This is a genomic window from Pseudomonas mandelii (assembly GCF_900106065.1).
In the GTDB taxonomy this organism is placed as follows: Bacteria; Pseudomonadota; Gammaproteobacteria; order Pseudomonadales; family Pseudomonadaceae; genus Aquipseudomonas; species Aquipseudomonas mandelii.
Window position 1 is genome coordinate 2,292,346 of the sequence record NZ_LT629796.1, and the last position, 26,467, is coordinate 2,318,812.

23 protein-coding genes are annotated in these 26,467 nt (G+C 58.8%); 14 read left to right on the forward strand and 9 right to left on the reverse strand.

The genetic code is table 11. The features are described 5' to 3' along the window. The first annotated feature begins 317 nt into the window (after positions 1-317). From BLU63_RS10360 to BLU63_RS10375, 4 genes are read left to right on the forward strand one after another with little or no spacing between them, the layout of a single operon-like run. The gene (locus BLU63_RS10360) at positions 318-1,484 is read left to right on the forward strand and encodes an SAVED domain-containing protein (RefSeq protein WP_019821280.1); all 1,167 of its coding nucleotides are present in this window, start codon (positions 318-320) and stop codon (positions 1,482-1,484) included. Beyond that, positions 1,484-2,734: a nucleotidyltransferase domain-containing protein gene (locus BLU63_RS10365; RefSeq protein WP_019821279.1), complete on the forward strand. Its 1,251-nt coding sequence runs from the start codon at positions 1,484-1,486 to the stop codon at positions 2,732-2,734. The genes BLU63_RS10360 and BLU63_RS10365 overlap by 1 nt, the downstream gene beginning before the upstream one ends. Continuing rightward, positions 2,718-4,502, forward strand: coding sequence for a HesA/MoeB/ThiF family protein (locus BLU63_RS10370; RefSeq protein WP_031319187.1), 1,785 nt, complete (start codon positions 2,718-2,720; stop codon positions 4,500-4,502). Before BLU63_RS10365 ends, BLU63_RS10370 begins: the two co-directional genes overlap by 17 nt. After that, positions 4,499-4,981 carry a Mov34/MPN/PAD-1 family protein gene (locus BLU63_RS10375; RefSeq protein WP_017341627.1) on the forward strand — a complete coding sequence of 161 codons (483 nt, stop codon included), beginning with the start codon at positions 4,499-4,501 and terminating at the stop codon, positions 4,979-4,981. The genes BLU63_RS10370 and BLU63_RS10375 overlap by 4 nt, the downstream gene beginning before the upstream one ends. 28 nt (positions 4,982-5,009) lie before the next feature. Here the strand turns inward: BLU63_RS10375 and BLU63_RS10380 are convergent, their stop codons facing one another. Continuing rightward, positions 5,010-5,558, reverse strand: a complete 549-nt coding sequence (locus BLU63_RS10380) for a 3'-5' exonuclease (protein ID WP_017341626.1) — start codon at positions 5,556-5,558, stop codon at positions 5,010-5,012. A gap of 227 nt (positions 5,559-5,785) precedes the next feature. On the opposite strand from BLU63_RS10380, the gene BLU63_RS10385 reads away from it, so the two are divergent. From BLU63_RS10385 to BLU63_RS10405, 6 genes are all read left to right on the forward strand, one after another. Continuing rightward, positions 5,786-6,424: an antitoxin Xre/MbcA/ParS toxin-binding domain-containing protein gene (locus BLU63_RS10385; protein WP_228758830.1), complete on the forward strand. Its 639-nt coding sequence runs from the start codon at positions 5,786-5,788 to the stop codon at positions 6,422-6,424. Between the two features lie 362 nt (positions 6,425-6,786). Further along, positions 6,787-7,179: a DUF6957 family protein gene (locus BLU63_RS32705; protein ID WP_074059250.1), complete on the forward strand. Its 393-nt coding sequence runs from the start codon at positions 6,787-6,789 to the stop codon at positions 7,177-7,179. A gap of 286 nt (positions 7,180-7,465) precedes the next feature. After that, a complete protein-coding gene (locus BLU63_RS10390; protein WP_010465452.1) occupies positions 7,466-8,383 on the forward strand; it encodes a LysR family transcriptional regulator in 918 nt (305 codons plus the stop codon). A 115-nt stretch (positions 8,384-8,498) separates the two neighbouring features. Continuing rightward, positions 8,499-9,125 (forward strand): glutathione S-transferase family protein, encoded by a 627-nt coding sequence (locus BLU63_RS10395; protein WP_083375401.1) that lies wholly within the window; start codon positions 8,499-8,501, stop codon positions 9,123-9,125. Positions 9,126-9,188: 63 nt separating this feature from the next. Next, positions 9,189-11,219 (forward strand): 2Fe-2S iron-sulfur cluster-binding protein, encoded by a 2,031-nt coding sequence (locus tag BLU63_RS10400; RefSeq protein WP_083375402.1) that lies wholly within the window; start codon positions 9,189-9,191, stop codon positions 11,217-11,219. 444 nt (positions 11,220-11,663) lie between these two features. After that, positions 11,664-12,038 (forward strand): DUF6124 family protein, encoded by a 375-nt coding sequence (locus BLU63_RS10405; protein ID WP_077748505.1) that lies wholly within the window; start codon positions 11,664-11,666, stop codon positions 12,036-12,038. A 101-nt stretch (positions 12,039-12,139) separates the two neighbouring features. Here the strand turns inward: BLU63_RS10405 and BLU63_RS10410 are convergent, their stop codons facing one another. From BLU63_RS10410 to BLU63_RS10445, 8 genes are read right to left on the reverse strand one after another with little or no spacing between them, the layout of a single operon-like run. After that, positions 12,140-13,270, reverse strand: a complete 1,131-nt coding sequence (locus BLU63_RS10410; protein WP_010465444.1) for a glycosyltransferase family 4 protein — start codon at positions 13,268-13,270, stop codon at positions 12,140-12,142. A 1-nt stretch (position 13,271) separates the two neighbouring features. Beyond that, positions 13,272-14,402, reverse strand: coding sequence for a glycosyltransferase family 4 protein (locus BLU63_RS10415; protein ID WP_083375403.1), 1,131 nt, complete (start codon positions 14,400-14,402; stop codon positions 13,272-13,274). Next, on the reverse strand, positions 14,386-15,753 hold the full coding sequence (locus BLU63_RS10420) for a glycosyltransferase family 4 protein (protein ID WP_083375404.1): 1,368 nt from the start codon (positions 15,751-15,753) through the stop codon (positions 14,386-14,388). Before BLU63_RS10420 ends, BLU63_RS10415 begins: the two co-directional genes overlap by 17 nt. Continuing rightward, the gene (locus BLU63_RS10425) at positions 15,750-17,000 is read right to left on the reverse strand and encodes an ABC transporter ATP-binding protein (protein ID WP_083375405.1); all 1,251 of its coding nucleotides are present in this window, start codon (positions 16,998-17,000) and stop codon (positions 15,750-15,752) included. Before BLU63_RS10425 ends, BLU63_RS10420 begins: the two co-directional genes overlap by 4 nt. Further along, positions 17,000-17,797 carry an ABC transporter permease gene (locus BLU63_RS10430; protein WP_083375406.1) on the reverse strand — a complete coding sequence of 266 codons (798 nt, stop codon included), beginning with the start codon at positions 17,795-17,797 and terminating at the stop codon, positions 17,000-17,002. The genes BLU63_RS10425 and BLU63_RS10430 overlap by 1 nt, the downstream gene beginning before the upstream one ends. After that, entirely contained in the window at positions 17,798-19,240 is a 1,443-nt protein-coding gene (locus tag BLU63_RS10435; protein ID WP_083375407.1) for a mannose-1-phosphate guanylyltransferase/mannose-6-phosphate isomerase, read from the reverse strand. A gap of 3 nt (positions 19,241-19,243) precedes the next feature. Next, positions 19,244-20,215 (reverse strand): GDP-mannose 4,6-dehydratase, encoded by a 972-nt coding sequence (gmd, locus tag BLU63_RS10440; protein ID WP_010465433.1) that lies wholly within the window; start codon positions 20,213-20,215, stop codon positions 19,244-19,246. Continuing rightward, positions 20,212-21,126 carry a GDP-mannose 4,6-dehydratase gene (locus BLU63_RS10445; RefSeq protein ID WP_010465431.1) on the reverse strand — a complete coding sequence of 305 codons (915 nt, stop codon included), beginning with the start codon at positions 21,124-21,126 and terminating at the stop codon, positions 20,212-20,214. Before BLU63_RS10445 ends, gmd begins: the two co-directional genes overlap by 4 nt. A gap of 428 nt (positions 21,127-21,554) precedes the next feature. Here BLU63_RS10445 and BLU63_RS10450 point away from each other — a divergent pair, with 428 nt between their 5' ends. Genes BLU63_RS10450 through BLU63_RS10465 form a run of 4 tightly spaced genes read left to right on the forward strand, consistent with a single transcriptional unit; the run spans position 21,555 to position 26,443 of the window. Further along, complete coding sequence (locus BLU63_RS10450) at positions 21,555-23,120, forward strand: glycosyltransferase (protein WP_231990949.1); 1,566 nt, start codon at positions 21,555-21,557, stop codon at positions 23,118-23,120. After that, positions 23,114-24,412 carry a glycosyltransferase gene (locus tag BLU63_RS10455; protein WP_083375409.1) on the forward strand — a complete coding sequence of 433 codons (1,299 nt, stop codon included), beginning with the start codon at positions 23,114-23,116 and terminating at the stop codon, positions 24,410-24,412. The genes BLU63_RS10450 and BLU63_RS10455 overlap by 7 nt, the downstream gene beginning before the upstream one ends. A 52-nt stretch (positions 24,413-24,464) precedes the next feature. Further along, positions 24,465-25,622 carry an acyltransferase family protein gene (locus BLU63_RS10460; protein ID WP_010465422.1) on the forward strand — a complete coding sequence of 386 codons (1,158 nt, stop codon included), beginning with the start codon at positions 24,465-24,467 and terminating at the stop codon, positions 25,620-25,622. Next, positions 25,616-26,443, forward strand: a complete 828-nt coding sequence (locus BLU63_RS10465; RefSeq protein ID WP_010465420.1) for a class I SAM-dependent methyltransferase — start codon at positions 25,616-25,618, stop codon at positions 26,441-26,443. Before BLU63_RS10460 ends, BLU63_RS10465 begins: the two co-directional genes overlap by 7 nt. Positions 26,444-26,467 lie beyond the last annotated feature (24 nt).

Consider the following 26,467-nt stretch of genomic DNA (forward strand, 5'->3'; position numbering starts at 1 on the left):
CTCGTTTGAGCTGCACAGCCCGTTCTCATCAGTCCTACGCGCGGTATGTATCGAAATTAGCAAGTTTATGTCTTTTGCATAAACTCGCTAATTTCGATACATACGCTGTGGTCAGTGCCATTACCCACCAGCACTTGCCAGAAAAACGAACGCTGCGAACACTCCGTTTCGATGAGCCACAAACAGCATCCTGCTTATAGCCGACTCAGCATTCGTCACCCTTAGATCTCTCTTGAAATCGAGGCAAATGACCCTAATATGATCTTATCTTGCCATCATCGTTTTCAATCATGGATGTTTCTCGGGGGTAGGTCGGAATGGCAGAACAAGAAGACGCTAAGCCCGCAAGCGGGCGCTTCAACACAAATGATGAGACGAAGCGGATCGTATGGACACAGACCGCTGGTCATTGTGAACTGTGCGGCACGGATCTGACGTTCGATTATCGTGCCGGCAAGCCAATGAAATGGGGCGAAGTGGCGCATATCCTGCCCGCCAGTCCCAAAGGCCCTCGGGGACGCGCGGATCATGATGCTGAGGCGCACACAAACGATACCGCTAATCTGATGCTCCTGTGCCCAGGTTGTCATGACAAAATTGATCGTGACGCAGATGGGTATCCTGAAAATGATTTGAGTGGTTTACACCAAGCGTACCTGGAACGCATCCGACTCGCCGCAACGACCCCCGATGGTGGCAGAGCTATTCCTCTCATCGTCCAGAGTCAGCATTTTCAGACGATCAACGATATCCCCGTTCGCGATCTGTTGACTGCGATGTCCGCCGAGGGATTAACCGCCTTCGATCAAGGCATCAAAATCGCCTTCGCTGCACCCGGACCACGTGGCAGGGACACTACCTATTGGCAGAACGTCAAAGACAGCGTCCAGTATGAGCTGGAGCAGCAACTCAAGCGTCGCGGCGGCACTTATGGCGATTCGCCCGCGCTAGCAGTAGTCGGCTTGGCCGACATTCCGGCCTTGATGATGTTGGGCCAGAGTATCGGCGACCGTTCCAAACGCTTGATCTTCTCTTTTCACCGCGAGCATCTTTTGCGCTGGCCCGATCAGTCTGCTGAGCCGCCTAGTTTTCTGTTTACGCCTCCACCCAACGGCGATGGCCCACTGGCGTTGGTGCTCTCCATTTCTGCGCAAGTTCCAGTTCGCGACGTGACCGACGCTCTACCCGGTGCACGTATTGCAGAGCTGTCGATCCCAGAACCAAGCTACGCGATGGTACAGAACCGTCGGGTGATTCATGCCTTTCGCGACGCACTTCAAATACGACTGAGCCAGCTTGAGGCTCTGACTCCTGACCCTATCCACGTCTTCGCCGCCATTCCTGCGGCATTAGCCATCGAGTTTGGCGCGTTGCTCACAACACAGCATCAACATACATACCTGATCTTCGATCGGGACAAAGAAAACCAAGATCGGTTTACGCAAACACTGCAATTGGGTCCAGTGGCCCAGGAGGCTATGTAATGCTTTTGAGCAACGAACAGACCAAGCGCAGCAGTTGGGAATATTTTCTGCTTCGCGCCGCGCGGGAAATCTCGCTGTCGGAAGCGCAGTACGAAAAAATCAATGACCGCTACTCCCAACTGGAAAAAATCCTCTCGGCTTCCGACAACCCGCTGCTCGCTGAGGCCCATATTTTCGTTCAAGGCTCGATGCGGCTGAAGACGACCATCAAGCCAATCCCCGGCGCGCCTGCGGATCTGGACACCATTGATGCGGACGCGATTATTTGGCTTCCTCACGCTCAGGGCGCTGGTGCAAAGGAAGTTCTAGAAGCGATTGAGCAGCGTTTTAGGGAAGGCTCCCGCGTTCAAGAAGAAGTTAAGCAATTACGTCGTGGCATCCGGATCGTTTATGCCGACGAAAATCCAGGTTTCCACATCGATGTCACGCCTGCCCGCGCGATCAACGGAAATGGCGAAGCAAACGGCGAAGGTAAGCTGGAGGTTCCGGATCGGGTCACAGGGTGGAAAGCAAGCAGCCCTATCCCTTACTCGAATTGGTTGCAGGTTGCTTCTGCCCAAGAAATCTCTCTGGAAAGCTTGGTAGTTGCCAAAAGCCAGCGGATGCTTGATGCCGCGACACAAGATCCTTTACCGCATTATCAGGATTACATCGATCAAGATCCCCTGCGTGCGACCATTAAGCTGCTCAAGCGGCATCGCGATGAATGGGCCATCAAGACAAGGAGCGCTGATACTCGCCCAATATCTGCGGTCATCACCACCCTGGCCACGCACGCATACCTGGATGTCGTAAAGGAGTCGCAGTCGAAGCCTCTGGCTCCGCTCGATGCAATTTTGGAAATCGTTCGCAGGATGCCGCAGCACATCGCGCAGAGAGGTAGCGACTGCTATGTCTACAATCCTGCCGATAACGGCGAAAACTTTGCAGAGAAGTGGAATCGACCGGGCGAGGGGCAAGGCTATCGCCAAGCATTTGCCAAATGGCATGCGGACGCCAGTGCATCTGTTTCATTGGGTTTGGAAAGTTTTGAATCCAACGATTCCTTTGCCGAGGCAGTGAAAAAGAATTTCGGTATTGCACCGGCATTCATTACGGCAGTGAACAATGAGATCCCTGCGAACTGGACGATGCCCGGCCGACCGGATGGCACTACTCGAAACTCTGCTTCGATGGGTTCGCTCTTCGGAGGGGCCAGCGGTGGCGGAACCTCTCAGTCGAGCGTAAAGCCAGTTGGACGCCTTGGCTGATCCTATTAAGACGCCATTGCAGCGCGGAATCGCCGCACTGCGAAACACCCTAGGTCAGGATGCTGCCGATGCATTGCTCCAGCCCGCACCCACGCGGGCTGACGAAGCGGCGTGCTTTCACTTCCCCTTGCCCACCGATTACACGGGGCAGGAGCGCCGACTGCGTATAGGTTTCCCCTCCAACTTTCCCCGTGGACTCTTGCGGCTGAACGTCGAACCCTCTCCATGGCTGGTTTGGCCGCATGCCACCAAGTCGGGGCTTTGCCTTCATGGCTTTCAGGAGCGCCCCATTATGGGCTCCCCGGAGGTCGTGGTAGAGGACAGCCTTGCTCGCTTGGCCCAGATCGTTTCGTTGTCCAAGATGGGATCAAACCAGGCAACGCGCGATATCGAATTTCAGAATGAGATCACTACCTACTGGTCTTTTCAGCACGGTCAGTCATTCCAGAACCTCTTACTGTTGGATCGCCCTCAGGCCGCCTCGCAGTTGTTTGCTCTCAGCGATCCGCGCCGGGTTATGCCATCCGGTCAGGAAACGGTTTGGTTAGCATCGAACGTAGCTGCACTCAAAGGGCATTACCGACGGGTTGTCGGGCGCTCCGCTGTCATTCGCGCGGCCGAAACTCCCGGTTTTTACGTCAAGCTTCAGACTTATCCGGATATCCGCACCCCGGATCCGGAAGATTTATTGCTGTGGCTCACGCCACACCTTCAACCAGACGATGCCGAGCAATTGCTGGCATGGTTTGAGCTGCATGGAACGTTGGCGAGTCGATGGATTGTTCTGGAGCTTCCAGGAGGGGCAGATGCTCCAACATATTGCCTCAATGTGCGCTCGCTCGGCGTACAGCAGGAGCGGGGGGCAAAGTTTGGCTTGCGTACAGCGCGCCGTCGGCCAGCTATCGCAAATGCACATCCTCCGGCGCTCGTCCGAGCAACTGCCCTGGACGTGCTTGATCGAGCGTCCATTCTGTCCCGCGATATAAGCGGTACTGCACAGCACCTTGAAAATGCTCGAGTCGTTTGTGTTGGCGTTGGCTCGTTAGGCAGTGCGGTGGCAATACAATTGGCACGATCCGGTGTCGGCCACCTTACCCTCATCGATCCTGACACTTTGGTGTCAGCCAATCTGGGGAGGCACGTTCTGGGAGCGGATAGCCTAGGTAGACTGAAAGCCTCCGCGTTGAGGGACAAGATTCTGTTAGATCTTCCGACGACAGAATGCACCGCTTATGCGACTTTTGCCGAAGTGGTGATGAGCAGCAAACCAGAAGTGTTTGATAACGCAGATCTGGTGGTGATCACGACAGCAGACTGGCAGTCGGAGGTCACTGTATGGCGAGCCAAATCAAGCGGCGCTCCTTGGGGGCTTTTACAAGCCTGGAGCGAACCGTATACCCAGGTAGGCCATGCGCTATTCGCACCAGCCGGCACCTTTGATGGCCGTCAGTTGTTCACGGACGTCGGCGATTTTCTGCATAGATTTACAGAGTGGCCGGGAGGCGGTGTTGTTCCACTGCCCGCGTGTGGCGAGAGCTTTATCCCAGGCGGCTCGCTGGGAATGACCAATATCGCCTCTATGGTGTCGCACACGGCCTTACGCGCATTGACCGGCAACATCGCCACTGCATCTTGGGTCAGCAGTATCTACAGGCCTGAAGATGTTCTGAGCCTAGGAGGCCAATACCATGGTCCCAAACTGCCAGAGGGAGCGCAGCAAATCTTACTCGAGCGCGGATGGCCGGAAGATAAGGACGAAACGGTATGACGGATATCGCATGGCGCTGGCGATGGCCGGAGGTGAATTCCGAGCTATTGGTGTCCCAAGCTGTCGCGGACATCTTGGATAGTCATCGGCAGGGCCTTTTTGGCGTGGAGCGAGGGGGACAGTTATTTGTCAACCCGGTTGATCCGAAAGGGTTGCTGCTGGCCTTGGCCACGTTGCCTCATCGCGCCGATCGGTCAGGCTGGTCTTGGCTAGAGTTGGATGCGGAGCGGTGCCGTCAGGAAATCCAGGCTGCCAACGAACAAGGGTTACGTCTGGTGGGCTATTGGCATACGCATCCCCAATCCGTTCCGGTGATCTCTCCGGCAGACATCGGAAGTTTCTCCAAATTTGCTGCACGTTACACGCAGGATCTGCCGCACCCAATAGCCGTTATTGTCGGCAAGTCCGAAAAACCAGAAGGTATCAAGGCGTGGTCGTTCAGGGACGGCAGATATGTTGAGGCAACCTGTATCAGATGAGCTTCGAGTCAGTGCGGTGGAAGGTAGGTCAGCGTTTACCTTTACCCGCTAGCATTAGTGCGAAGAGCTCTGCCTGAAAGCGGGCATCATCCAATGCGTTATGGTTCGGTTCGCTGAGTGGCTTCAGCGCAGCGGTCATTTTGGATGATTTTGTTTCCTGCCAGCTGCAACCTACAGCGCCCATAAAGTAGGCCTTCATGTCGATAGCGGTAAAACCAAAGGGGTTGGTTTCCAGGTATTTGTGGAAGTAGTAATTGACGAATGACCAGTCAAACGGTGCATTGAGTCCTACGAAAATGACCTTTTGCCCCGGTTGGCAGGACGATTTCAGCCATTGATCAAATGTCAGCATCGCCTGTTGCGGAGCGAGGCCCTCGCGCTCCAGCTTCTCCAGACTCAGCCCCGATACTGCCAGTGCTTCCGGGTCGTGTTTTGGACTGTCAGGTCGTAGTTCAAGATAGATGGACGTTACAGGTTGGGCTACAAGACAGGCTCCAATGGAAAGCAGACTGTATTCGCCTGGTATAGGCCCAGAAGTCTCGACGTCGACGGAAACATAAAGCTCATCAGGGTGCATGTCATATCCTTTCGTGTAGTTACCTGATCACGCTCAGGCTCTTAGCCATGTGAAGGTGGAAAGGCAGGTATAGCCATTGCCCCATTTTTTGCTGTTTCACTCGCTATCCGGCGTTCGAGCAGCGGCAGTGCCTGTCTACCAGCGGATTGCGCGTTCCTTTGGTCAGCTCTGGGCCCAAGCATAATGATGTGTGTCATTCTCTGATGGCGGATGAGGGCCGGACGATCATGAGTGAAACTGAGCGCTGGATAGTAAAATGCCAGAAAACTGAGGACGGTACTGGCGACATCATCATTGATCTGCCTCAAGAGTTGCTTGACCAAATGAGGTTAGGTGTTGGGGACGACCTGGAGCTAACGGTAGTGAATGGCACATTAGTCCTGACGCCCGTGTGCAACGCAACATCAGTGCGGCCCATGTTTGCTGGCGTCCTGCGTCAGGATGTCTATCATGCTTACCGCATGCGTCTGGAGACGCTTCTTCATATCTCTGTCAATGCTTCGGATCTGGACATTCACGACATGATAGTAGCTGGCTTCTCGGTCAGCCTGATCAAAATGCTTTGTGATGATGGAACCCTCAGCGACGAAGAACGCGACAGAATCATTCAACCCAAAACGCTCAAAACAAAACTGTCAGCCAATCAGCTTTTAACGTTGCATGAGAGCGATCGCCTGTTCCGGTTTGCACATATTACCGCCATGGCCGAGGTGATCTTCGGTGACAAAGGGAAGGCCAAACAATGGCTTTCCAAACCCAAAGCCCGTTTTTTGGGAGAAAGCCCATCGGCGATGGTCACTACAACCTTTGGCACACATCTAGTCGAAGAAATGCTGATTCAAGTGTCTGAGGGCATGTCATTTTGATTCAGCCGCAGCCAAACGGCTTCTACCGCTCCTTGAGTAACATGGATTTCATGCGCCTATACCGGCGTCGCCTTGCCGAATACGACATGCACGGGCATCCATGAAGCACTAGGTTTCACCCACATCGGCACCTACCGCTAGGTAGGGTTCACGCACGGCAATGGCATAGCTGGGTACTGGCGAAAACCCACTTTATCCGGTGACAGCTAGATAGAAATCATCCCGTTCAGTGGGATGAGGGGAGAAGACGGACCAGCTGTGAAATGGCCCAGTCTTCGGCATCGGAACCTCGTGTGTCGATGGGAGCTAAGCTGATTGATGCTTCTCGTTCGAATCGTTTTTTTGATCGGCCGGAGGTACAGATGAATCTGGCAGATTTTGTCTCAGTGCTTTCTGCGGGTGAGAAAATAGATGGGTGCCAACTCACCACCTCAGATGCTGTGGCCCTCGCCAGTCTGCATTTTCCTTCCCATGCCTATTGTCTTGTTGCTGATTGGGCAATATTGGATCTCGACATTCCAACACGTCAGCGAAAAGCCATTACGGATAGACAGCTAATTCCTGCTCTCGTTTACGCTTTGACCGTTATCCAAGACAGTAAAGGTCGCTTCCCGCCTGGTGATTGGGTCCGAACAACGCTGGGTGTTTCCTTCACCCATGACTGCTTATTTCGAACAAAAAACACAGTTTATGTGCTGATGGGGACTGGTCGAAGGTTGCACACGGATTTAGACATCGCACTGAGCCTGTGCTGAAAAAAGACTATTTCCGCACAGGTGAGTGACCGGTCGCGCTCACATAATATTTCGGCCTGAATGAACGCTCTCGCTGTTGTGTCAATCTATGTTGTTACCAATCGAGCCCCGTATTTGAAGTGCGACCCGTCTGTGTCAGTCTATGTTGCTGTCGTGTGGATCCCGGATCATCCTACAGGCCCCGATTTACGAGAGGGGCTGTGTCAAACTATGTTGTTGGTAACCAACACTAAAAATCGCAGCCTATGGTTGCGATTTTTTTTATCCGAATGAAGGACATTGCCCCATGGACAGATTCCAGGAAATGCAGGTCTTCGCCGCCGTCGCCCAGGACCAGGGCTTCTCTGCGGCGGCGCGTCGGTTGGGGATGTCGGCGGCCAGTGTCACACGGGCGGTGGCGGCGCTGGAGACGCGCATTGGCACGCAGTTGCTCACCCGTACCACCCGCAGCGTGCATTTGAGCGAGGCGGGGCAGCGTTATCTGGAGGATTGTCGGAGGATTCTCACCGAGGTGCAGGAAGCGGAGGATTCGGCGGCGGGCAGTCACGCACAACCCCGTGGGCAATTGACGATTACCGCGCCGGTATTGTTCGGAGAGTTATTTGTCACGCCAGTGATGGTTGATTATCTGGCGCAGTTTCCTGAGGTCAGTATCAATGCGCTGTTGCTTGATCGTGTGGTCAGTGTTGTCGAAGAGGGAATCGATGTGGCGGTGCGCATCGGCGATTTGCCTGACAGTAATCAGCATGCGATTCGTGTCGGCGAAGTGCGGCGGGTGATTTGTGGTTCGCCAGCGCTGATCGCAGCGCATGGCCGGCCTTCTCATCCGCAGGATCTGGTGCAGGCGCCGATCATTGCGACATCGGCCACGGGCCAGTTACGTAACTGGCCATTCCTTGAAAATGGCGATCCGCTGACGGTGCGCACGGAGGCTCGGCTGGTGGTCACCGCCAATCAGGCGGCCATCACGGCCGCCTGCCTGGGCCTGGGATTCACCCGTGTGTTGTCTTATCAAGTCGCGAGAAAAGTCGCGGCGGGTGAGTTGCAAATCGTCCTGGCTGAATTCGAACTGGCGCCGTTGCCGATTCATGTGATTTATCAGGGCGGGCGCAAGGCGCCAGCGCGAGTACGCAGTTTTGTCGACTTCACGGTGAATGCCCTGCGCGAGCATCCCGCTTTGAAGAACGAGGCATTATTGCTCTAGCTGAAATAATGGATTGCGTTTGCTGGTTATTCTGTTGTTTCGGTAGCAGGTGGAAGATGACAACCCATCGGCGCCGACACTTTCCAATTGGCGCCTCCACCCAGCGGAGTCGACCATGCAAGCCATCAAACTCTACAACTTCCCACGCTCTGGCCATGCTCATCGTGTGGAGCTGATGCTGTCCCTGCTGCAACTGCCAACTGAACTGATCTTTGTCGATCTGGCCAAGGGCGCACACAAGCAGCCGGATTACCTGGCGCTCAATCGCTTTGGTCAGGTACCGGTGATTGATGATCAAGGCGTGGTGCTGGCCGACTCCAACGCGATCCTGGTCTATCTGGCGCAGAAATATGGCAACGGTCGTTGGCTGCCCACCGATCCCGTCGGTGCGGCCAAGGTGCAGCGCTGGTTATCGGTCGCCGCCGGGCCGATTGCCTTTGGCCCGGCAAGAGCAAGGCTGATCACCGTGTTTGGTGCGCCTTACAACCCTGAAGAGGTGATCGCTTACGCCCACACCGTGCTCAAAGTGATCGATCAGGAACTGGCCGCCACCCCATACCTTGTCGGCAATGAGCCGACCATCGCCGACGTCGCGGCCTACAGCTACATCGCCCATGCGCCGGAAGGCAATGTGTCGCTGGACGACTACGCCAACATCCGCGCCTGGCTGGCGCGCGTCGAAGCCTTGCCAGGGTTTGTCGGCATGCCGCGCACCGTCGCCGGCCTGCAAAAAACAGCCTGATGCTCACGGCCCGATTCAGTCGGGCCGTTCTTGTTGCGCGATAAGCGCAGGGGAGAAGCCGTTATGGACCGTTCACCTTGGCACGCTGGCGAGAAACAGTTGCAGGCTCACGTAGGTGTAGCCGAGCGAATGGACACATTAGGTCGTAGGGTGATTCGCGGCGAGATGCCCGATCAGCACCGCCAGTTCTATCAGCAACTGCCGTTCATGCTGTACGGCGCGGTGGATGCTGACGGTAACCCTTGGGCCAGTGTTCTTGAAGGGCCGCCGGGTTTTGCTCATTCTCCAGCGCCTGCGCTGTTGCAGTTCGACAGCCTGCCCGGCAGCGACGACCCCGCGCAATTGCAAGACGGCGCGGCGATCGGCCTGCTCGGTATCGAGCTGCACACCCGGCGTCGCAACCGTATGAATGGCCGGGTCGGTGCTGTGACTTCGAGCGGCTTCGGGGTGACGGTGGACCAATCGTTCGGCAATTGCCCGCAATACATTCAATTGCGCCAGTTTCGCTCGGTGCCCCTGGCGGACCCGTCGACCCGTGTCGCGCAGCATCTCAACGCGCTGGATGACGCGGCCCAAGCCATGATCGCCGGGGCCGATACCTTCTTTGTCGCCAGTTATGTGGACGTCGACGGCCAACGCTCGGTGGATGTTTCTCATCGCGGTGGTCAGGCCGGTTTCGTACAGGTGGAAGGTAATCGCCTGACCATCCCGGACTTCGCCGGCAACCTGTTCTTCAACACCTTGGGCAACCTGCTGATCAATCCTCGGGCCGGTTTGCTGTTCATCGATTTCAATACGGGCGATCTGCTGCACCTCAGCGGCCGCGCGGACGTCATCCTCGAAGGCCCGCAGGTCGAGGCTTTTCAGGGGGCCGAGCGGCTCTGGACCTTTGAGGTAGAGCGCGTTGTGCGCCGGCCTGCGGCGCTGGCCTTGCGCTGGCGCTTTGACGGCGTGTCGCCCACCAGTTTGCTGACAGGCACCTGGGCGCAGGCAAATGCACGCCTGCAAGCCAAGGCCCTGGGCGATCACTGGCGGCCGTTGCGGGTGGCGCGCATCGAACAGGAAAGCCACAACATCCGTTCGATCTATCTGGAGCCCGCTGATGACGCCGGGTTGCCGGTGTTCCAGGCCGGGCAGCATTTGCCGCTGCGCTTCAATATTGCCGGCGATGTGCACATCCGCACGTACAGCCTGTCGAGCGCGCCGTCCGATGATTTTTTCCGCATCAGCGTGAAGCGTGAAGGCCTCGTGTCGTCGCACCTGCATGAGCAGATCCGGGTCGGTGATGTGCTGGAAGCCCGCGCGCCCCAAGGGCATTTCACCGTGGCGTCCCATGAGCGTCGGCCGCTGGTGCTGTTGGCGGCTGGCGTCGGCATCACGCCGCTGCTGTCGATGGTGCGCGAGGTGGTGTATCAAGGCCTGCGCACGCGGCGTATTCGTCCGACCTGGTTTTTCCAGAGTTCGCGGACCCTGGCCGATCAGCCGTTTCGCCCGGAACTGGACCGTTTGCTGGATGGCCTCGGTGACGCGGTGCGCGTGCGGCGGTTGCTCAGTCAGCCTGAGGCGGAGGCTCGCGAGGGTGAAGATTTCGACCTGACCGGGCGGATTGACGGCGACTTGCTCAAGACGATGCTTGAGGCGGAGGACTACGACCAAGTGGACTTTGTCCTCTGCGGCCCGGGCAGTTTTACCCAGGGGCTGTACGACACGCTGCGGGAACTGGACATTCGCGATTCGAGGATTCATGCCGAAACCTTTGGCCCGTCGACACTGCGTCGCACGCCAGACCCGGATGCGGTGGTCATCGAACAACCACCGGCCGCCACGGTTTCAGTGCCCGTTGTGTTCGAGCGCTCGGCCAAAGAAGTGCGCTGGCAGCCGGATGGCGGCAGTTTGCTGGAGTTGGCGGAAAGCCGCGGATTGCGCCCGGAATTCAGTTGCCGTGGGGGTTCCTGCGGGACCTGCAAGACGCGTCTGATCAGTGGCGCGGTGAATTATCCACAGCCTCCGGCGGAAGTGCCCGATGCGGGAGAGGTGTTGATTTGTTGCGCGGTGCCGGCGCAGGGGTCGCAGCCATTGGTGCTGGACTTGTGACCCTTCGGGCTAACACAGAAAACCCTCGTGGGAGCGAGCCTGCACGCGAAAGCGGTGTATCAGCCAACTTCAATGTTGAATGTTAAACAGCCTTCGCGAGCAGGCTCGCTCCCACATTGGGCCGGGGTTGGCCTGAAAAATACTGCGAACGTCCTACAGACTTGAGTGTTCGGGAGGACGATTCCGACACGTTCTAGCGGTTGTCGTGTCGGAAGTCGGGGGGATAGGCTTTGGAGGTCGCTGCACATCAGCGATCGGGCGTCGCAGTCCGTTCAGTTCATTTGGTGCATAATCGCCGGCCCGCTTGATGGCGGCTGTGCGCGGGATACCCTCGGGTATGCCGAGTTTCCGAATGGCTCGGTCTGCGACCCCGCGTACAGCTGCCTCCCTCACATCGCGTCGCAGCGATCAGTGGCAGCAAAACCCTTCATTCGGAGTGTCACCATGATTAAAGAAACACCAAATCCCCCGGAAACCGACGACGTTTCCCCCTACGAATCCATCGATTCCAAAAAGCTCAACGAAGCCGCCGAGCGGGCGCTGGATCACTACCTCAACCCCTCCGCCCTCAAATCCCCCGCGACCCGCAAGCCCAGCACGATGTTCATGATCGCGCCGGACATCAAAGACGAAGACCTGCTGGCCCACACCTGTGAATCCTTGGCCCAGGCCAATGTGATGGCGAGTGATTTTGCGGGGTACCTGGAAGGACCGCACCGGCACACGGCGATGGCGATTCAGCAGATCGTCATGCTCGCGGAGCTGGCGGTGAACCGGATGCTGGATAACGTTGCCGTAAACCCCGCGCCACACCGCTAACCCCCTGTAGGAGCGAGGCTTGCCCGCGAAGGCGGCGTGTCATTCAACATTGATGTCGACTGACACACCGCCTTCGCGGGCAAGCCTCGCTCCTACAGATTTCAGGCGTAGGACAGGGATTTCTCTTCCAGCAGTTCTTCATACAACGCCGTCCACTTGCGGCCCATTTCATCGGCGGTGAATAACTGCCGATAACGCGCCTCAGCCTTCACGCCCATTGCTGCCGCACGCACCGGGTCTTCCCACAACGTGCGCATTGCTTCTCGGAACGCCTGTGGATTACTCGGCGGCACCACCAGCCCGGTTTCGTTGTGGATGTTGATGTAGCTGGTGCCAGTGCCGATTTCACTGGAGATCATCGGCTTGCCGTACATCGCGCCTTCGAGCAGCGAGATGCCGAACGCTTCCGAGCGTAGGTGCGACGGAAACACCACTGCGTAACTCAGCTCCAGCAAAGCAACTTTGTCCTCGTCACCCAACCGCCCCAGAAAGTGCAGATTCTGTAACCCCAATGCCTTCGCTTGGGCATGCAGTTCGGCCTCCAGCGGTCCGGCCCCGACGATCACCACCGGATAATTCAGCCCTTGCATCGCGTCGAGCAGAATATGCAGGCCCTTGTAGTAGCGCATCACGCCGACGAACAGGAAGAACCGGTCGCCGACTTGTTTGCGCCAGCGTTCAGTACGTGCAGCGTCAGGCTGTGGATAACCTGACTTGTCCAGCCCGTAGGTGATGACGCGGGTTTTCTCGCGGTAGTCCTGAAGCACATCGCTGGTGTGAAAGTAGTTGGGGGAGGCTGCGACGATTCGGTCGGCGCTGTCCAGAAAACGACGCATCAATGGACGGTAGAGCTTGAGCAAATGGCGCTGGCGAATGATGTCCGAGTGGTAACTCACCACGCAGGGTTTTTTAGTGGCGCTGAAAAAATGCACCAGGTCCATGAAGGGCCAGGGGAAGTGGTAATTGACCACGTCCGCCTCAGCCGCCAGCTCACGAAATTGCTTGAAGACGCTATAGGAAAAACCGGTGGAGGCCATCTGAAAATCCATCCGGGCCTGATGAACCTGATGATGACGGATCTGTATCGCGCCAGGTGCCGGGTTGTTGCTCAACGTCAGTACCGTACTGTCGACCGAGTGGCGCGCACCGCTTTCGCAGAGTTGAAAAATGACTTGTTCGATGCCACCCATCGAGTCCGGCAGGTAGGTCTTGTAAAAGTGCAGTACGCGCATATCAGTCTCCCATAGCCTGGCGGTAAGCGCGGGCCGTGGCCTTCGCGCAACGCTCCCAGGAAAAAAGCTTCGCTTGTTGCAAACCGGCTTCGCGACAGACCTGCCAATGCAGCGGGTCGTCGATGAGTCGGATCATGGCATCGCGCAAGGTGTCTGGATCGTCCGGTGCTATGTAGTTGCCGGCGTCGCCCGCGACTTCCGGCATGGCCGAATGCTGGGTCAGAATCACCGGGGTGCCGCTGGCCATGGCTTCCAGGACGGGCAGGCCGAACCCTTCGTACAACGAGGGAAAGATCAATGCCCGGGCGCCGGCCAGCAGCTGTGCCAGTGCTTCATCGGGCAGATACCCGAGCAGGCACACATCCCCGGTGGCCAGGGCTGCGCGCAATTCATCACTGAATTGTTCGCCTTGCCAACCGGCCATGCCGGCGATCAGCAAGGGAAAACCCTGGCGCACGGCTGCCGGTAATAGGGCATGGGCGCGCAGGGCCAGCGTGAGGTTCTTGCGCGGCTCGAGGGTGCCAACACACAGGAAGTATTCCCGCGCCTCGACGCCGTGAGTCTTGAGCACCGCGTTAATGGCTTCAGGCTCCCGTGGGTGGAAACGTGCGGCCACGCCCAGCGGTGCGACGACAAAACGCTCGGCCGGCAGTGCGAAATACGCCTGGGCTTCGTCGGCAATGTACTGCGAGTCGGTAAGAATCAGACTCGCTCGCTGCACGCCGTCGGCCAGGCGCCGCTCGATTTCCCGCAGGCGCGAGGGGGGTTGCGTGTCGGGGTAGTGCAGGTGCGTCAGGTCATGCAGGGTGATTACTGTCGGGCCGTCGAACGACAGCGGCCACAGGCTCGGTTCGTGATAGAGGTCGATGGTTTTCGAGCGCCCTTGATCGAAGCGTTTCTGCTCCAGCCAGCGCCGGGCTTGATAAGCCCCCGGAATTTGTCGCAGCAACGGCGTCAGTCGCGAATAGCCGGGCATGGCGGCTTCTGGCAAGTCCGAACTCCAGCCCCAACCGTGGAACAGTGCGAGTTCGACATCGGGCTCATCAGCAAGCGCGTTCGCCAGTTCGGCGACGTAATGGCCGATGCCGGTGCGCGGGGCTTGAAGGATCCGGGCGTTAAGGGCAATTCGCATGTTGCCTCTCTTGCACGACCGGCGCGTCTACCAGATTGCGCAGGGTGCGTTCAGCCAGTTGCGCACTGGCTTCACGCCAGCCGATCCACTGCCAGTCCGCCACGCTGCGAGCGGCCGGGAATTTCCCGGAGCGTTCGAAACCGGTGACCAGGTCCGCCAGGCTTTGCGGTTCGGCGAGGTCAAAGTACGCCATGAACTCGCCACCGATTTCGCGAAAGATCGGAATGTCGCTGCCCATGGCCGGCAAACCGCGCTGCATGGCTTCCACCAGTGGCAAGCCGAAGCCTTCAACCCACGACGGAAACACCAGCGCGCTAGCATGGGAATAGGCGTGTTCGAGGCTGGTGTCGCTCAGGTCGTTGAACATGAACAGGCGTTGGTTCAACTGTGGGTGGTTGCGCACGCGGGCGAGCAGGGCGTCGCACTTCCAGCCGATGCGCCCGGCGATGCACAGCCGGGCTTGCGAACCTGAGGCCCAGGCACGTTCGAACGCGTCGAGCAGGTAATCGTGGTTTTTACGCGGCTCGATGGTGCTGACCATTAAAAACACCGGCTCCGGTGTTTTGAATACGTGCGTCAGTCTCGGCTCGACGGCGGCGCAGGCTTCGCTCAGGTCCAGTTCGGAGCCGAGGTGAAAATAATCGAACCACAACGTATCGGCTTTGGCCGGACCCAGCCGACGCTGCAATTCCTCGCGCACCTGATCGCGCACCGTGGCGGAGATCGCCACGTAGCCGTCGGCGGTCTGGGTGATCCAGTTGAACCACTCGTTGAAAATCTGCACCAGCCGCGTGTCGTAGAACTGTGGGTGAGTCAGCGGGATGAGGTCGTAGATCACCGAAACGATGCCCACGCCTTCACGCTTGAGCTGTTCGGCAAACGGGAAGAAATCGCTGTGCCAGGAAGAATCCAGCAACACCAGTTGATCACCCGGCTGATGCTGCAATGGCGAGCACCGTTTGGGCAGTTGATATTGGTTGATGGCGTCGATCAGGCGCAAAGGAATGCTGAAGCAGGTGATCGCCGTGAGGCGGTAGGCCACGTGCAGCAGGCGCTTGATCACTCGCGAGTGACTGCGATTGTGCAAGCGTTGATGCAGTTGCCAGAAACGATGAGCCAGCCGCTCCAGTCGCCCACCGAATGTCATCAGCCCATCAAAAAACGGGATGTTCAACGCACCGAGTTTGAGCACCCGATAGAGTTTGCCCTTGAGCATCACCACTGGAATGCACTCAACACCGTCGACGCTAGCCGGCAATTGATTGATGACGTTACGCACCACCCGCTGAATGCCCGAATTGACTTTGGGGTGCAGGAACACGTGGGTGCATTCCACCAGAAGGCGCGTCATGGCGTGCGTTCCGAAACAATCGAGTCGGAGCGGGTAATGGTGGTTTTCGCCGCCAGCCACGAGCAGCCGACGAAGTCTTCATGCCGGTTGTTGATCACATGGAACACCAGCCCGTAATCGCGCCATTCGTAGTTGCGATCCAGATGCGAGTCCAGCCGCGACAAGCTCAGGGACACGGAATAGTTGCCCTTGCCCAGGCCCATGACGAAGGAAAAACGGTACGTGTAACGCTCCCCGGCGTGCAGATCGGTCAGGGCCTTGTCCTGGCGATGGGTGTTGATGCCATACATCATCTGACCCAGGCGGTCCTTGAGTATGAAGCCGAGCACCAATCGCTCGATGTCCTGGCGGACTTCGACCTGGACTTCCAGCACCACGCTCTGACCGACCTCGGCGGCGTCGATGGAACGTTCATTCTCGTCCAGCATCCGCACACTGAGGATGGCCGCTTCACCGGTGCCGGACACGGTCTGGACTTCGCCGCCGGCGAGCATTTCCTGACGGACCACCTGGCCTTCACGCTCGGCCATCAGGGCGTTGTAGTAATCCAGGACCGCTTCGGGTTTGCCGTACATGGCCATGCGGCCGTCTTTGAGCAGGATCGCCGAATCGCAAATCGACTGGATGGCCGAGCGATCATGGGAAACGATCAGCAGGGTGGTGCCGGCCTTGCGGAAGCTGCGGATGCGTTCGAAGCTCTTGTGCTGGAAGTAGGCGTCGCCCACGGAAAGGGCTTCGTCGACGATCAGGATGTCCGGACGCTGTGCGGTGGCCACGCTGAACGCCAGGCGCATCTGCATGCCGCTGGAATAGGTTCGCACCGGATGGTCGATGGCTTCGCCGATTTCCGCGAAACTTTCGATCTGTGGCATCAGCGCTTCGATGTCATCGACCTGCATGCCCAGCAATTGCCCGGCCATGATTGCATTCTGTCGGCCGGTAAAGTCCGGGTGAAAGCCCATGCCCAGTTCCAGCAGGGCCGCCACCCGGCCTTCGAGCTCGATCTTGCCGCACGTCGGTTGGGTGGTGCCGGTGATCATCTTCAGCAAGGTGCTTTTGCCTGCGCCGTTGACCCCGACGATGCCCACCGCTTCACCGGGGGCAATCTCGAATTCGACGTCTTGCAGCACCCAGTGCTGGTGGTGGCGCAGGGGCGAAAACGGAATCAGCCACTCGGCCAGTCGGCTCCAGCGGGTCGGGTATTGCTTGTAGGCCTTGCCCAGGCCGGTGACGCGAATATGCCCCATCAGAGTTCATCCACCATTTCACCGACGCGCTGGCGAAACAGACGCAGCCCGATCAGACAGAACACTAAGCCCGTGACAAAAATCGGCAGCAGCGAACTCCAGACCGGCCATTGCCCATAAAGAAACATGTTTTGATAGCTGACGATCAGGTTGGTCAGGGGGTTGAGTTGCAGCAGGCGCTGCACCCAGTCCGGCAGGATGCTCATCGGGTAAACAATGGGCGTCAGCCAGAACCAGAATTGCAGGCAGATGCCGAAGAGTTGCCCGACATCCCGGAAGAAGACATTCAACACGCCGAGTATCATTCCCAGCCCGGCACAGAACATCATTTGCAACGCCATCAGCGGTATCAAGGCGAACAACGCCATTCCCGGCCAACGTCCGGTGATCAGCAGAAAGCCCAGGAACAGGGCCATGATGATTGCGAAGTTGATGCCCGCGTTAAACAGCACAATCACCGGCAGGCAGATCCGTGGGAAGCTGATTTTCTTCAGCAGGTTGGCGTTTTCCAGAAACATGTTCTGGCTGCGCAGGGTGATTTCCGCAAAGAGTCCCCAGGCGAGCAGGCCGGCACAGAGGTAAACGCTGTAGGCCATGCTGTCATCCACGCCCGGCAGGCGCGCGCGCATGATGTGGGAAAAAATCACGGTGTAGACGATGATCATCGACAGGGGGTTAAGCACCGGCCACAGAGCACCAAACAGCGAATTGCGATAACGCGCCTGAAACTCACGCTGGACGCTACCGAAGATAAACCCTCGATAACTACGCAGCGTGCGGTATAGGGAAAGCAGCATTCAAACCGTCCTGCCGTATTGGTCTTCGAAGCGAACGATATCGTCCTCTCCCAGGTATTCGCCGCTTTGCACTTCGATGATCACCAGGTCGATCACGCCCGGGTTTTCCAGGCGATGCTTGTGACCGGCGGCAATGAAGGTTGATTCGTTCTTGGCCACCAGATGGGTGCCGGCGCCGTTGTTGGTGACCTTGGCCATGCCTTCGACGACCACCCAGTGTTCGTTGCGGTGGTGGTGCATTTGCAGCGACAGCTTGGCGCCTGGTTTGACCACGATGCGCTTGATCTTGAAGCGCGGGCCTTCCTCGAGCACGGTGTAGGTGCCCCATGGCCGGCTGACCGTGCGGTGCAGGCGATAGGCCTCGTGCTTTTTGTCCTTGAGCTGCTTGGCCACCCGGCGCACATCCTGTGCGCGATCGGCGTGGGCCACCAGCACCGCGTCGGCGGTGTCGATGATGATCAAGTTATCCACACCCACCGCGGCTACCAGCCGGTCTTCGCTCTGGACGAAGTTGTTGTGGCTGTCGACGAACACCGCGTCACCGCTGGCGCGGTTGTTTTGCGCATCCGCCGGCACCAGCGCGGCCACCGCGCCCCAGGAGCCGATGTCGCTCCAGTCAAAACCGGCGGGCACCACCACCACTTTGTCGGAGCGTTCCATCAAGGCGTAGTCGATGGAAATGTCAGTGATCTCGGCAAACAACGCCGGGGATAATTCCTGCTGCAGGCACCCGGCCGTTTCCACGGGGGCGCTTTGCGCCATGCAGGTTTGCGTCTGCTCCAGCAGCTCGGGGGCATGGATCTGCAATTCGGCCAGCACGGTCGTCACGGAGAAACAGAACATCCCCGAGTTCCAAAGGAACTTGCCGCTTTCCAGGTAATGGGTGGCGGTTTGCAGATCCGGTTTTTCGACGAAACGCTGCACTTTGGCGGCGCCTTTTTCGTCCAGTGCCGCGCCGGTCTCGATGTAGCCGAAACCGGTCTCCGGGGCCGTCGGCACCACGCCGAACGTCACCAGGAAACCATCCCTGGCCAGTGCCACGGCGTGCTCGACCGCAGACTTCAAGGCGTTTTCGTTGAGGATCAAATGGTCGGCGGGCATCACCACCATGATCGCGTCATCGCCGTGCAGGGCTTGCAGTGACAGGGCGGCGGCGGCGATGGCCGGGGCCGTGTTGCGGCCTGTCGGCTCCAGCAGAAAGTGCCCGCGATGGCGACTGAGCTGCGCCTCCTGATAGTGATCCTTGCTCTGGAAGTAGTAGTCGCGGTTGGTCACCGTGACGATATCGCCCCAGCCATCAAGCAGACCGGCCGCTCGCCGATAGGTTTTGCCCAGCAGCGACTGGCCGTCGGGCAGGGTCATGAACGGCTTGGGATGGCCCTCGCGGGACACCGGCCACAAGCGAGTACCGGCACCGCCGGAGAGAATCACAGGAATCAGCATGGCCTACTCCTTGGCGACGCGTTTCATGTCCGCATCCATCATCATGCGGATCAAGGTATCCAGGTCTGTTTTTGGCTTCCAGCCCAATACGCGCTGAGCTTTGGCCGGGTTGCCGAGCAGCACTTCGACCTCGGCCGGGCGGAAGAACGCCGGGTCGATCTTCACGAAGTCGCGGTAGTTCAGGCCCACGTGATCGAAGGCGATGCGGCACATCTCGCGCACGGTGGTGGTCACGCCGGTAGCGACCACAAAATCGTCAGGCTTGTCCTGTTGCAGCATCAGCCACATGGCTTCGACGTAATCACCGGCAAACCCCCAGTCGCGTTTGGCGTCGATGTTGCCCAGCAGCAGTTCCTGCTGTTTGCCCTGTTTGATGCGGGCGGCGGCGTCGGTCACTTTGCGGGTCACGAACTCGATGCCGCGCAGGGGCGATTCATGGTTGAACAGGATCCCGCTGCTGGCGTGCAGGTTGAAACTTTCGCGATAGTTCACGGTGATCCAGTGGCCATACAGCTTGGCCACGCCGTAAGGGCTGCGCGGGTAGAACGGCGTGTTCTCGTCCTGCTGCTCGGCCTGGATCAGGCCAAACATTTCGCTGGTAGACGCCTGGTAAAAACGCGTGTGCGGACTGAACTGGCGGATCGCTTCGAGCAGGTGAGTCACGCCCAGCCCGTCAACGATGCCGGTGGTGACCGGTTGATCCCAGGAGGCCGCGACAAAGCTTTGCGCCGCCAGGTTGTAGATTTCGTCCGGAGCGGATTTGATCACCGCGCGCTGCACCGAGCAGGCATCGGCCATGTCACCGTCCAGGTAAACGATGTCCCCCTCGACTCCCATTTCACGCAAACGCCAGCGTGCATCGCTGCTGCGACGCGCCACCAGGCCGTGGACTTTATAACCCTTGTCGAGCAGCAGTTTGGCAAGATAGGCGCCGTCCTGGCCTGTGATCCCTGTGATCAGTGCACTTTTAGTCATTCTTGTCGTACTCGCATCTCCCAGTCGGACAGGATCGCCCGCAGGGATTGTTGTGTTGTGATTTCAGGCGTCCATCCTGTGGTCTGGGCGAGCTTGGCAGAGCTGCCACAAACGCGACGCTGATCCGCGCGGCGAAAACGCGCAGGATCCTGAATCAATTGCAGGTCGACCTGGGCGAGGTCCCCCAGTTGTTCGATCAGGCTGCGGATGCTCTGCTCGCGCCCCGAGCAAATGTTGTAGACCTGTCCCGGCGTACCCTTTTCCAGCAGCGCCAGATAGGCGGACACCACATCGCCCACGTCCAGGAAGTCACGAGTGACGTCAATGTCCCCGACTTCCAGTTGCGGGGCTTGCAGGCCTTGTTTGATACGGTTGATCTGGCGGGCGGCGCTGGCGATGACGAAGCTGTCTTTCTGGCCGGTGCCGATGTGGTTGAACGGGCGGGCGACCACGACCGGCCAGCCTTCGCTCAGGCCCCATTGCAGGCTGAGGAACTCGGCCGACAGTTTGCTGACGGCATAGGGATTGCGCGGGCAGGGTGGCTGGTGTTCGGTAATGGGCAGGTCTGACTCGGTCACTTGCCCGTAGACGTCGCCGGAGCTGACGTACAGGAAGGTCCCGTTGAAGCCACGGGCCTTGAGTGCCTGAAGCAGGTTCAAGGTGCCGAGCAGGTTGATCGTCAGCGTGCGTGCCGGATCGCGGAAGGCTTCGGGAACGAAGGTCTGGCCGGCCAGGTGAATGACCGCGTCGGGCATGTCCGGCCAGAGGCCGTCGAGGGAGCCTGGCTCGCCGAGATCGTAGCGGGCGGGGACAGGCAGAAGCTCCCATTCCGAGGCATCAGCCTTCAGGCGGGTTTGGATGTGTTGTCCTACGAATCCACTGAGACCCGTAACGAACAGACGCTTTTTCAAACAGCGGCCCCTTGGTCGTGCATTTCGTCCATTCCCCACAGGCTTTATGGAGATGTCTGACAGACCGGGTGGATTCCTTGGTCGAAAGACAGGCGAAACGTTTGTTGTAGTTGTTTGGTAGCCAATCTGTGCCAATTGCGCGGCAATTTCAACAGGTCCCACCGTGACTGGTCAGTTCTCGTCAGCGTAGCCCGATTTATTCTCGCCGGGCGGTTCACGAATCCTCAGCGGATGTGTTTAGAATGCCCCTCGTCACGATTACCCAGGGTTCGGCCGGGTGGTATTCACACCCCGCGAAGCTGACCATTAAAACAAGAACGTAGACGGGCAAGAAGGCGCTGGACGACGACTGGCAAACGCCGGGTCGATCCGTGGCTTTGCCGTCATAGAGTGGGGCTGCCGGGATGGCGGTTTCATCGTGGGATGCCATGAACTTCATTCTTTACTCGGACGTCAACGACAGCTCCATCAGTCAGAGCCTCGGTCGTCCCGAATACAGTTATTACTTCGTGCTCAAGGCTTATCGCCCGGTGCTCGAAAGCCTCGGGCGGGTGCATGTGGTGTCCTCCACCGCCGAGGTCGATCCTCTCTATCGACAATTGCTGGCCACCGGCGAAGACAGTCTGTTCCTGTCGTTCACCCCGCCGCAGAAAACCCCGAACGATCTTGAATGCCCGACGATCTGCGTGGTGGCCTGGGAGTTCGACTCCATTCCCGATGAGCAATGGGATAACGACCCACGTCAGGACTGGACGCAGATGCTGGCACGCCAGGGCCGGGTCATCACGCTTTCCAGCCACACGGCCCGGGCGATTCGGCGGGCCATGGGCGAAGATTTCCCCGTGCTGGTGTTGCCCACGCCCTTGTGGGAGAACTTCGCGGCCATTCGCAGCCACCACGCCAGCGCGCCGGTGAATGCCGGTTCGACACTGGAGATCAAGGGCTGCATCTTCGATACGCGCACGCTTGGGCTGTCTGCCGACGCGCTGATTCCCGTACCGCCGAGCGCCGAGGAACTGGCGGCGCTGGAGGCATTGAAGCCGCCGCCGTTGACGCTAAAACGTCGCTTCGTCATCGCTCGCCATTACCTGCACATGTGGCGTCGGGACATGGGTAAAACGCTGCCCGTCCCGGTGCATCGCACGCACTTTCTGAGCCAGTGGTATTGGGAAGGCATCCGCGATCTTCTTTCCGATACCGCTCATGCACGGCTTGCCGAATATCTGCCGGCTATCGCTGGCCCGCAGACGATGGCCGTGCCCGAGCCTGCACCGCGGGATTGGCCGGACACCACTTCCCGGGTCGAAATCCAGGTGGATGGCGTGGTGTACGTCACGGTGTTCAACCCTAGGGATGGTCGTAAGAACTGGCATCAACTGATCACCGCATTCTGCTGGGCCTTTCGCGAAACGGATGATGCCACGCTGGTGCTGAAGATTACCCAGAGCGACCTGTCGTCCTACTACGACGAGCTGATGACCTTGCTCGCGCAACTCTCGCCGTTCGCCTGTCGGGTGGTGGTGATGCACGGTTACCTGGATGATCCGCAATACGCCCGGTTGTACGAAGCCGCCAGTTATTACGTCAACGCGTCGCGCTGCGAGGGGTTGTGCCTGCCGCTGATGGAATTCATGGCCAGCGGTAAGCCGGTGATCGCCCCGGACCACACCGCCATGGAGGATTACATCGATGAGCGTGTGGCGTTTGTGGTCAAGTCCAGCGAAGAGCTGACCATCTGGCCACAAGACACCCGGATCATTTACCGGACCCTGCGTTATCGCCCCGACTGGGGCTCGCTGAAAACCGCCTACGAAAACAGCTACCGGACGGCCAAGGAGCAACCGCTGGAGTACCGGCGCATGTCGGGCGATGCGGTCGAGCGCATGCACGACTACTGCGCCTTCGCCCCGGTGCAGAAGCGCCTGGCGGATTTTTTCGGGCTGACGCCGCAGGCTTTGCCGGCAGCGGCCGTGACGGATAACGCCTCATGCTGATCATCATTCATTCGGAAACCAACCAGCACACCATCGCCCAGAACCTTGGCCGTTCGGAGTACAGCTATTACTTCGTGCTCAAGGAATACCGCCCGGTGCTGGAACGTCTGGGGCGTGTGGTGGAAGTCAGAGACCCGCAGACCGAAGTCGATGCCTTGTACCGCGACGCGCTGTCCCGAGGTGAAGACTGCGTGTTCCTGTCGTTCTCGCCGCCGCATTGCACGCCGGTGCACTTCGCCTGTCCGACCTTGCCGGTGTTTGCGTGGGAATTCAGCACCATTCCCAACGAACCCTTCGCGGGTGAACCGCGCAATGATTGGCGCACGGTATTGCGCGCTTCAGGCGCGGCGATTACCCATTCCAGCTACACGGTAAACGCCGTGCGCGAGGCGATGGGCGCCGACTATTCGATCGTCGCGGTGCCGGCGCCGGTGTGGGATCGATTCTCGGCACGCGGCGCCCAGTTGCAACGTCAGCCACTGGCGAGTCAGGTGCGCTTGAAGATCAAAGGCCTGGTGGCCGACAGCCGCACCCTGGACTTGCGAGCCTTTGGGCCGGCGTCGTTACGCGAAGGCGAAGGTATCGATTTCGAAGCACCGCCCCGTGAACACGAACTGGTGCTCGACGGCGTGATTTACACCTCGGTGTTCAACCCGGGTGATGGGCGCAAGAATTGGGAAGACATGCTCAGTGCCTTCTGCGTGACGTTCCGCGAGGTGGATGACGCGACGCTGGTGCTCAAACTGACCCACCACGATGCCGAAGAAGCGCTGACCGACATCCTTCACCATTTGTACAAAAACCAGTCCTATCGCTGCCGCATCGTGCTGATCTACGGCTACCTCGCGGATTCGGACTACGAGCACCTGGTGCAGGCAACCCGCTTTGTGGTCAACACCTCCTACGGCGAAGGCCAGTGCCTGCCGCTGATGGAGTTCATGTCCTGCGGCAAACCGGCGGTCGCGCCACGCACCACGGCGATGATCGATTACCTGGATGCCGATAATGCGTTTCTGATCGACTCCACCGACGAACTGACGGCCTGGCCCCACGACCCGCGCAGGGCGTTCCGAACCCTGCGTTACGTGACGAACTGGGAATCGTTGTGCCGCGCTTATCGGGCCAGCTATGACGTCGCCAAAAACGACGCCGAGCGTTACGCGCAGATGTCCGCGCATTCGGTGGCCAGCCTCGAAAAATTCTGCAGCCAGGCCACCGCCGAGCAACGACTGAAAGCCTTCTTCGCGCAGCTCCTTGAAACCCGCGTCGCTCTGGATACCCGCGAAGCATGATCCGCGCAGTGTTGAATGGGGTGGAAAACAGGGCAACGTCCAGGAGGACGGCATGAATAACGACAGACGGATCATGGACATCGAGTTGTTGCGCGGCATTGCGGTGCTCGGTGTGTTGTTTCATCACCTGCAAGACAGCCTGTTTGCGGCCCCGGTGCCGCTGTTGCAAGCCATCACCGCGTGGGGTCAGCCGTGGTGGGGCGTGGATCTGTTTTTCGCCATCTCCGGGTTTGTCATCGCGCGCAGCCTGATCCCGGCGTTGCAGGGTTGCAGCACCCGTCAGGAGTACTGGCAGCAGACGCGTAACTTCTGGCTGCGCCGGGCCTTTCGATTGCTGCCGTCGGCGTGGTTGTGGCTGGCGCTGATGTTGCTGGGCTGCATTTTTCTCAATCGCTCCGGAGCGTTCGGCACGCTGCACGCCAACCTTCAGGCGACCCTGGCCGGGGTCGCGCAGTACGCGAACTTCCGCTTCGCCGACAGCTTCTATAACTATGAGTACGGCACCAGTTTCGTGTACTGGAGCCTATCGCTGGAGGAGCAGTTCTACCTGTTGTTTCCGCTGCTGATTCTGATCTGTCGCAAGCACCTGGTCTGGGCCTTGCTGGCGCTGGTCGCGGTGCAGTTGTTCACGTTGCGCACACCGATCTTGATGGTGGTTCGCACCGATGCGCTGGCACTCGGCATCCTGTTGGCGATGTGGAGCGCGCAACCCTCGTATCTGCGCTGGGAGCCGACGTTCCTGCGCCGTCCATGGGCCGGGGTGACAGCATTGGTCGCGCTGTCGCTGGTGCTCAGTTTCATGGCGACGGATCGCTTCACGTTCACTCATTACCGCATCGGCACGATCGCGTTGTTGTGCGCGGTGCTGGTCTGGATCGCTTCCTACAATCGCGACTACCTGCTGCCACGGGGCGTGTTGAAGAACCTGATGACGTGGGTCGGCAGTCGCTCCTACGGGATCTATCTGATCCACATACCGGCTTATTTGCTGGTGCGCGAATTCACGTTCCGCTTGCAGGGCGCCGGTCTGCCCAATCCCGGCGGCCATCCGATCCTGACACTGATGATTGCTGGCGGTTTGATCGCTTTGTTGAGCGAACTCAACTACCGCTTCATCGAAATGCCCATGCGTAACCGCGGTGCCTCGCTGGTCAAACGCCTGGGCACGTCCCGAACAGCCGCCCAAACCTCTGGAGCTACCTCATGCTGAGCCTTTTGAAGAAACTCACGGCGGGTACACCCGTTCCCGTGGCGCCTGTGGCGGACACGGTCGAGAAGGTCGATCCGTACATGCTCGGCCTGCACGACGCAATGCTCAGCGGCTGGTTCAATCAGCAAACCGGCGAGCTGTTCACCGGGTTCCCGGTGACCGCCGAAGACACGCTGCTGGACGTCGGCTGCGGTGACGGCGGTAACGTGCATTTCTGCGGCATGCGCGGGGCGAAGATCATCATCGCCGACATCGACGCGGCCAAGGTCGAAGCCACCCGACAGCGCCTGAGCGACACACCGGCGCGTGACGTCGAATGCCACGTCACCGACTGCAACCCGCTGCCGATTGCCGATGCGACGGCCACTCGCGTGGTGTCCACCGAAGTCATCGAACACGTGGACGATCCGGCGCAGTTCCTTGCTGAACTGGTGCGTGTCGGCAAACCGGGTGCGCTGTATTTGCTCAGCGTCCCGCACCCAAGCTCCGAAGACCTGCAAAAAGACATCGCCGCGCCCGAGTATTTCCAGAAGCCCAACCACATTCGCATCATCAGCGAAGAGCAGTTCAAGGCGATGGTCAGCGACGCCGGCCTGGAAGTGCTCAGCCACAGCCAGTACGGGTTTTACTGGTCGATGTGGATGCTGTTGTTCTGGGAAGCCAAGGTCGATTTCAGCAATCCTGACCACCCGCTGCTCAACCACTGGGCCGACACGTGGCAGGCCATTCTGGCGTCGCCCCGTGGCGCGCAGATCAAACAGGCGCTGGACGCGGTCGTGGCGAAAAGTCAGGTGATCATTGCCCGCAAGCCCTTGGTGTAGCCACTCTCTGTAGCCGCTGCCTTG

Excerpts from the sequence above, each read along its gene's own strand:
- BLU63_RS10360 (WP_019821280.1), top strand. The coding sequence starts at position 318 with ATGGCAGAACAAGAAGACGCTAAGCCCGCAAGCGGGCGCTTCAACACA.
- BLU63_RS10365 (WP_019821279.1), top strand. The coding sequence starts at position 1,484 with ATGCTTTTGAGCAACGAACAGACCAAGCGCAGCAGTTGGGAATATTTT.
- BLU63_RS10375 (WP_017341627.1), top strand. The coding sequence starts at position 4,499 with ATGACGGATATCGCATGGCGCTGGCGATGGCCGGAGGTGAATTCCGAG.
- BLU63_RS10380 (WP_017341626.1), bottom strand. The coding sequence starts at position 5,558 with ATGCACCCTGATGAGCTTTATGTTTCCGTCGACGTCGAGACTTCTGGG.
- BLU63_RS10385 (WP_228758830.1), top strand. The coding sequence starts at position 5,786 with ATGAGTGAAACTGAGCGCTGGATAGTAAAATGCCAGAAAACTGAGGAC.
- BLU63_RS32705 (WP_074059250.1), top strand. The coding sequence starts at position 6,787 with ATGAATCTGGCAGATTTTGTCTCAGTGCTTTCTGCGGGTGAGAAAATA.
- BLU63_RS10390 (WP_010465452.1), top strand. The coding sequence starts at position 7,466 with ATGGACAGATTCCAGGAAATGCAGGTCTTCGCCGCCGTCGCCCAGGAC.
- BLU63_RS10395 (WP_083375401.1), top strand. The coding sequence starts at position 8,499 with ATGCAAGCCATCAAACTCTACAACTTCCCACGCTCTGGCCATGCTCAT.
- BLU63_RS10400 (WP_083375402.1), top strand. The coding sequence starts at position 9,189 with ATGGACCGTTCACCTTGGCACGCTGGCGAGAAACAGTTGCAGGCTCAC.
- BLU63_RS10405 (WP_077748505.1), top strand. The coding sequence starts at position 11,664 with ATGATTAAAGAAACACCAAATCCCCCGGAAACCGACGACGTTTCCCCC.
- BLU63_RS10410 (WP_010465444.1), bottom strand. The coding sequence starts at position 13,270 with ATGCGCGTACTGCACTTTTACAAGACCTACCTGCCGGACTCGATGGGT.
- BLU63_RS10415 (WP_083375403.1), bottom strand. The coding sequence starts at position 14,402 with ATGCGAATTGCCCTTAACGCCCGGATCCTTCAAGCCCCGCGCACCGGC.
- BLU63_RS10420 (WP_083375404.1), bottom strand. The coding sequence starts at position 15,753 with ATGACGCGCCTTCTGGTGGAATGCACCCACGTGTTCCTGCACCCCAAA.
- BLU63_RS10425 (WP_083375405.1), bottom strand. The coding sequence starts at position 17,000 with ATGGGGCATATTCGCGTCACCGGCCTGGGCAAGGCCTACAAGCAATAC.
- BLU63_RS10430 (WP_083375406.1), bottom strand. The coding sequence starts at position 17,797 with ATGCTGCTTTCCCTATACCGCACGCTGCGTAGTTATCGAGGGTTTATC.
- BLU63_RS10435 (WP_083375407.1), bottom strand. The coding sequence starts at position 19,240 with ATGCTGATTCCTGTGATTCTCTCCGGCGGTGCCGGTACTCGCTTGTGG.
- gmd (WP_010465433.1), bottom strand. The coding sequence starts at position 20,215 with ATGACTAAAAGTGCACTGATCACAGGGATCACAGGCCAGGACGGCGCC.
- BLU63_RS10450 (WP_231990949.1), top strand. The coding sequence starts at position 21,555 with ATGAACTTCATTCTTTACTCGGACGTCAACGACAGCTCCATCAGTCAG.
- BLU63_RS10455 (WP_083375409.1), top strand. The coding sequence starts at position 23,114 with ATGCTGATCATCATTCATTCGGAAACCAACCAGCACACCATCGCCCAG.
- BLU63_RS10460 (WP_010465422.1), top strand. The coding sequence starts at position 24,465 with ATGAATAACGACAGACGGATCATGGACATCGAGTTGTTGCGCGGCATT.
- BLU63_RS10465 (WP_010465420.1), top strand. The coding sequence starts at position 25,616 with ATGCTGAGCCTTTTGAAGAAACTCACGGCGGGTACACCCGTTCCCGTG.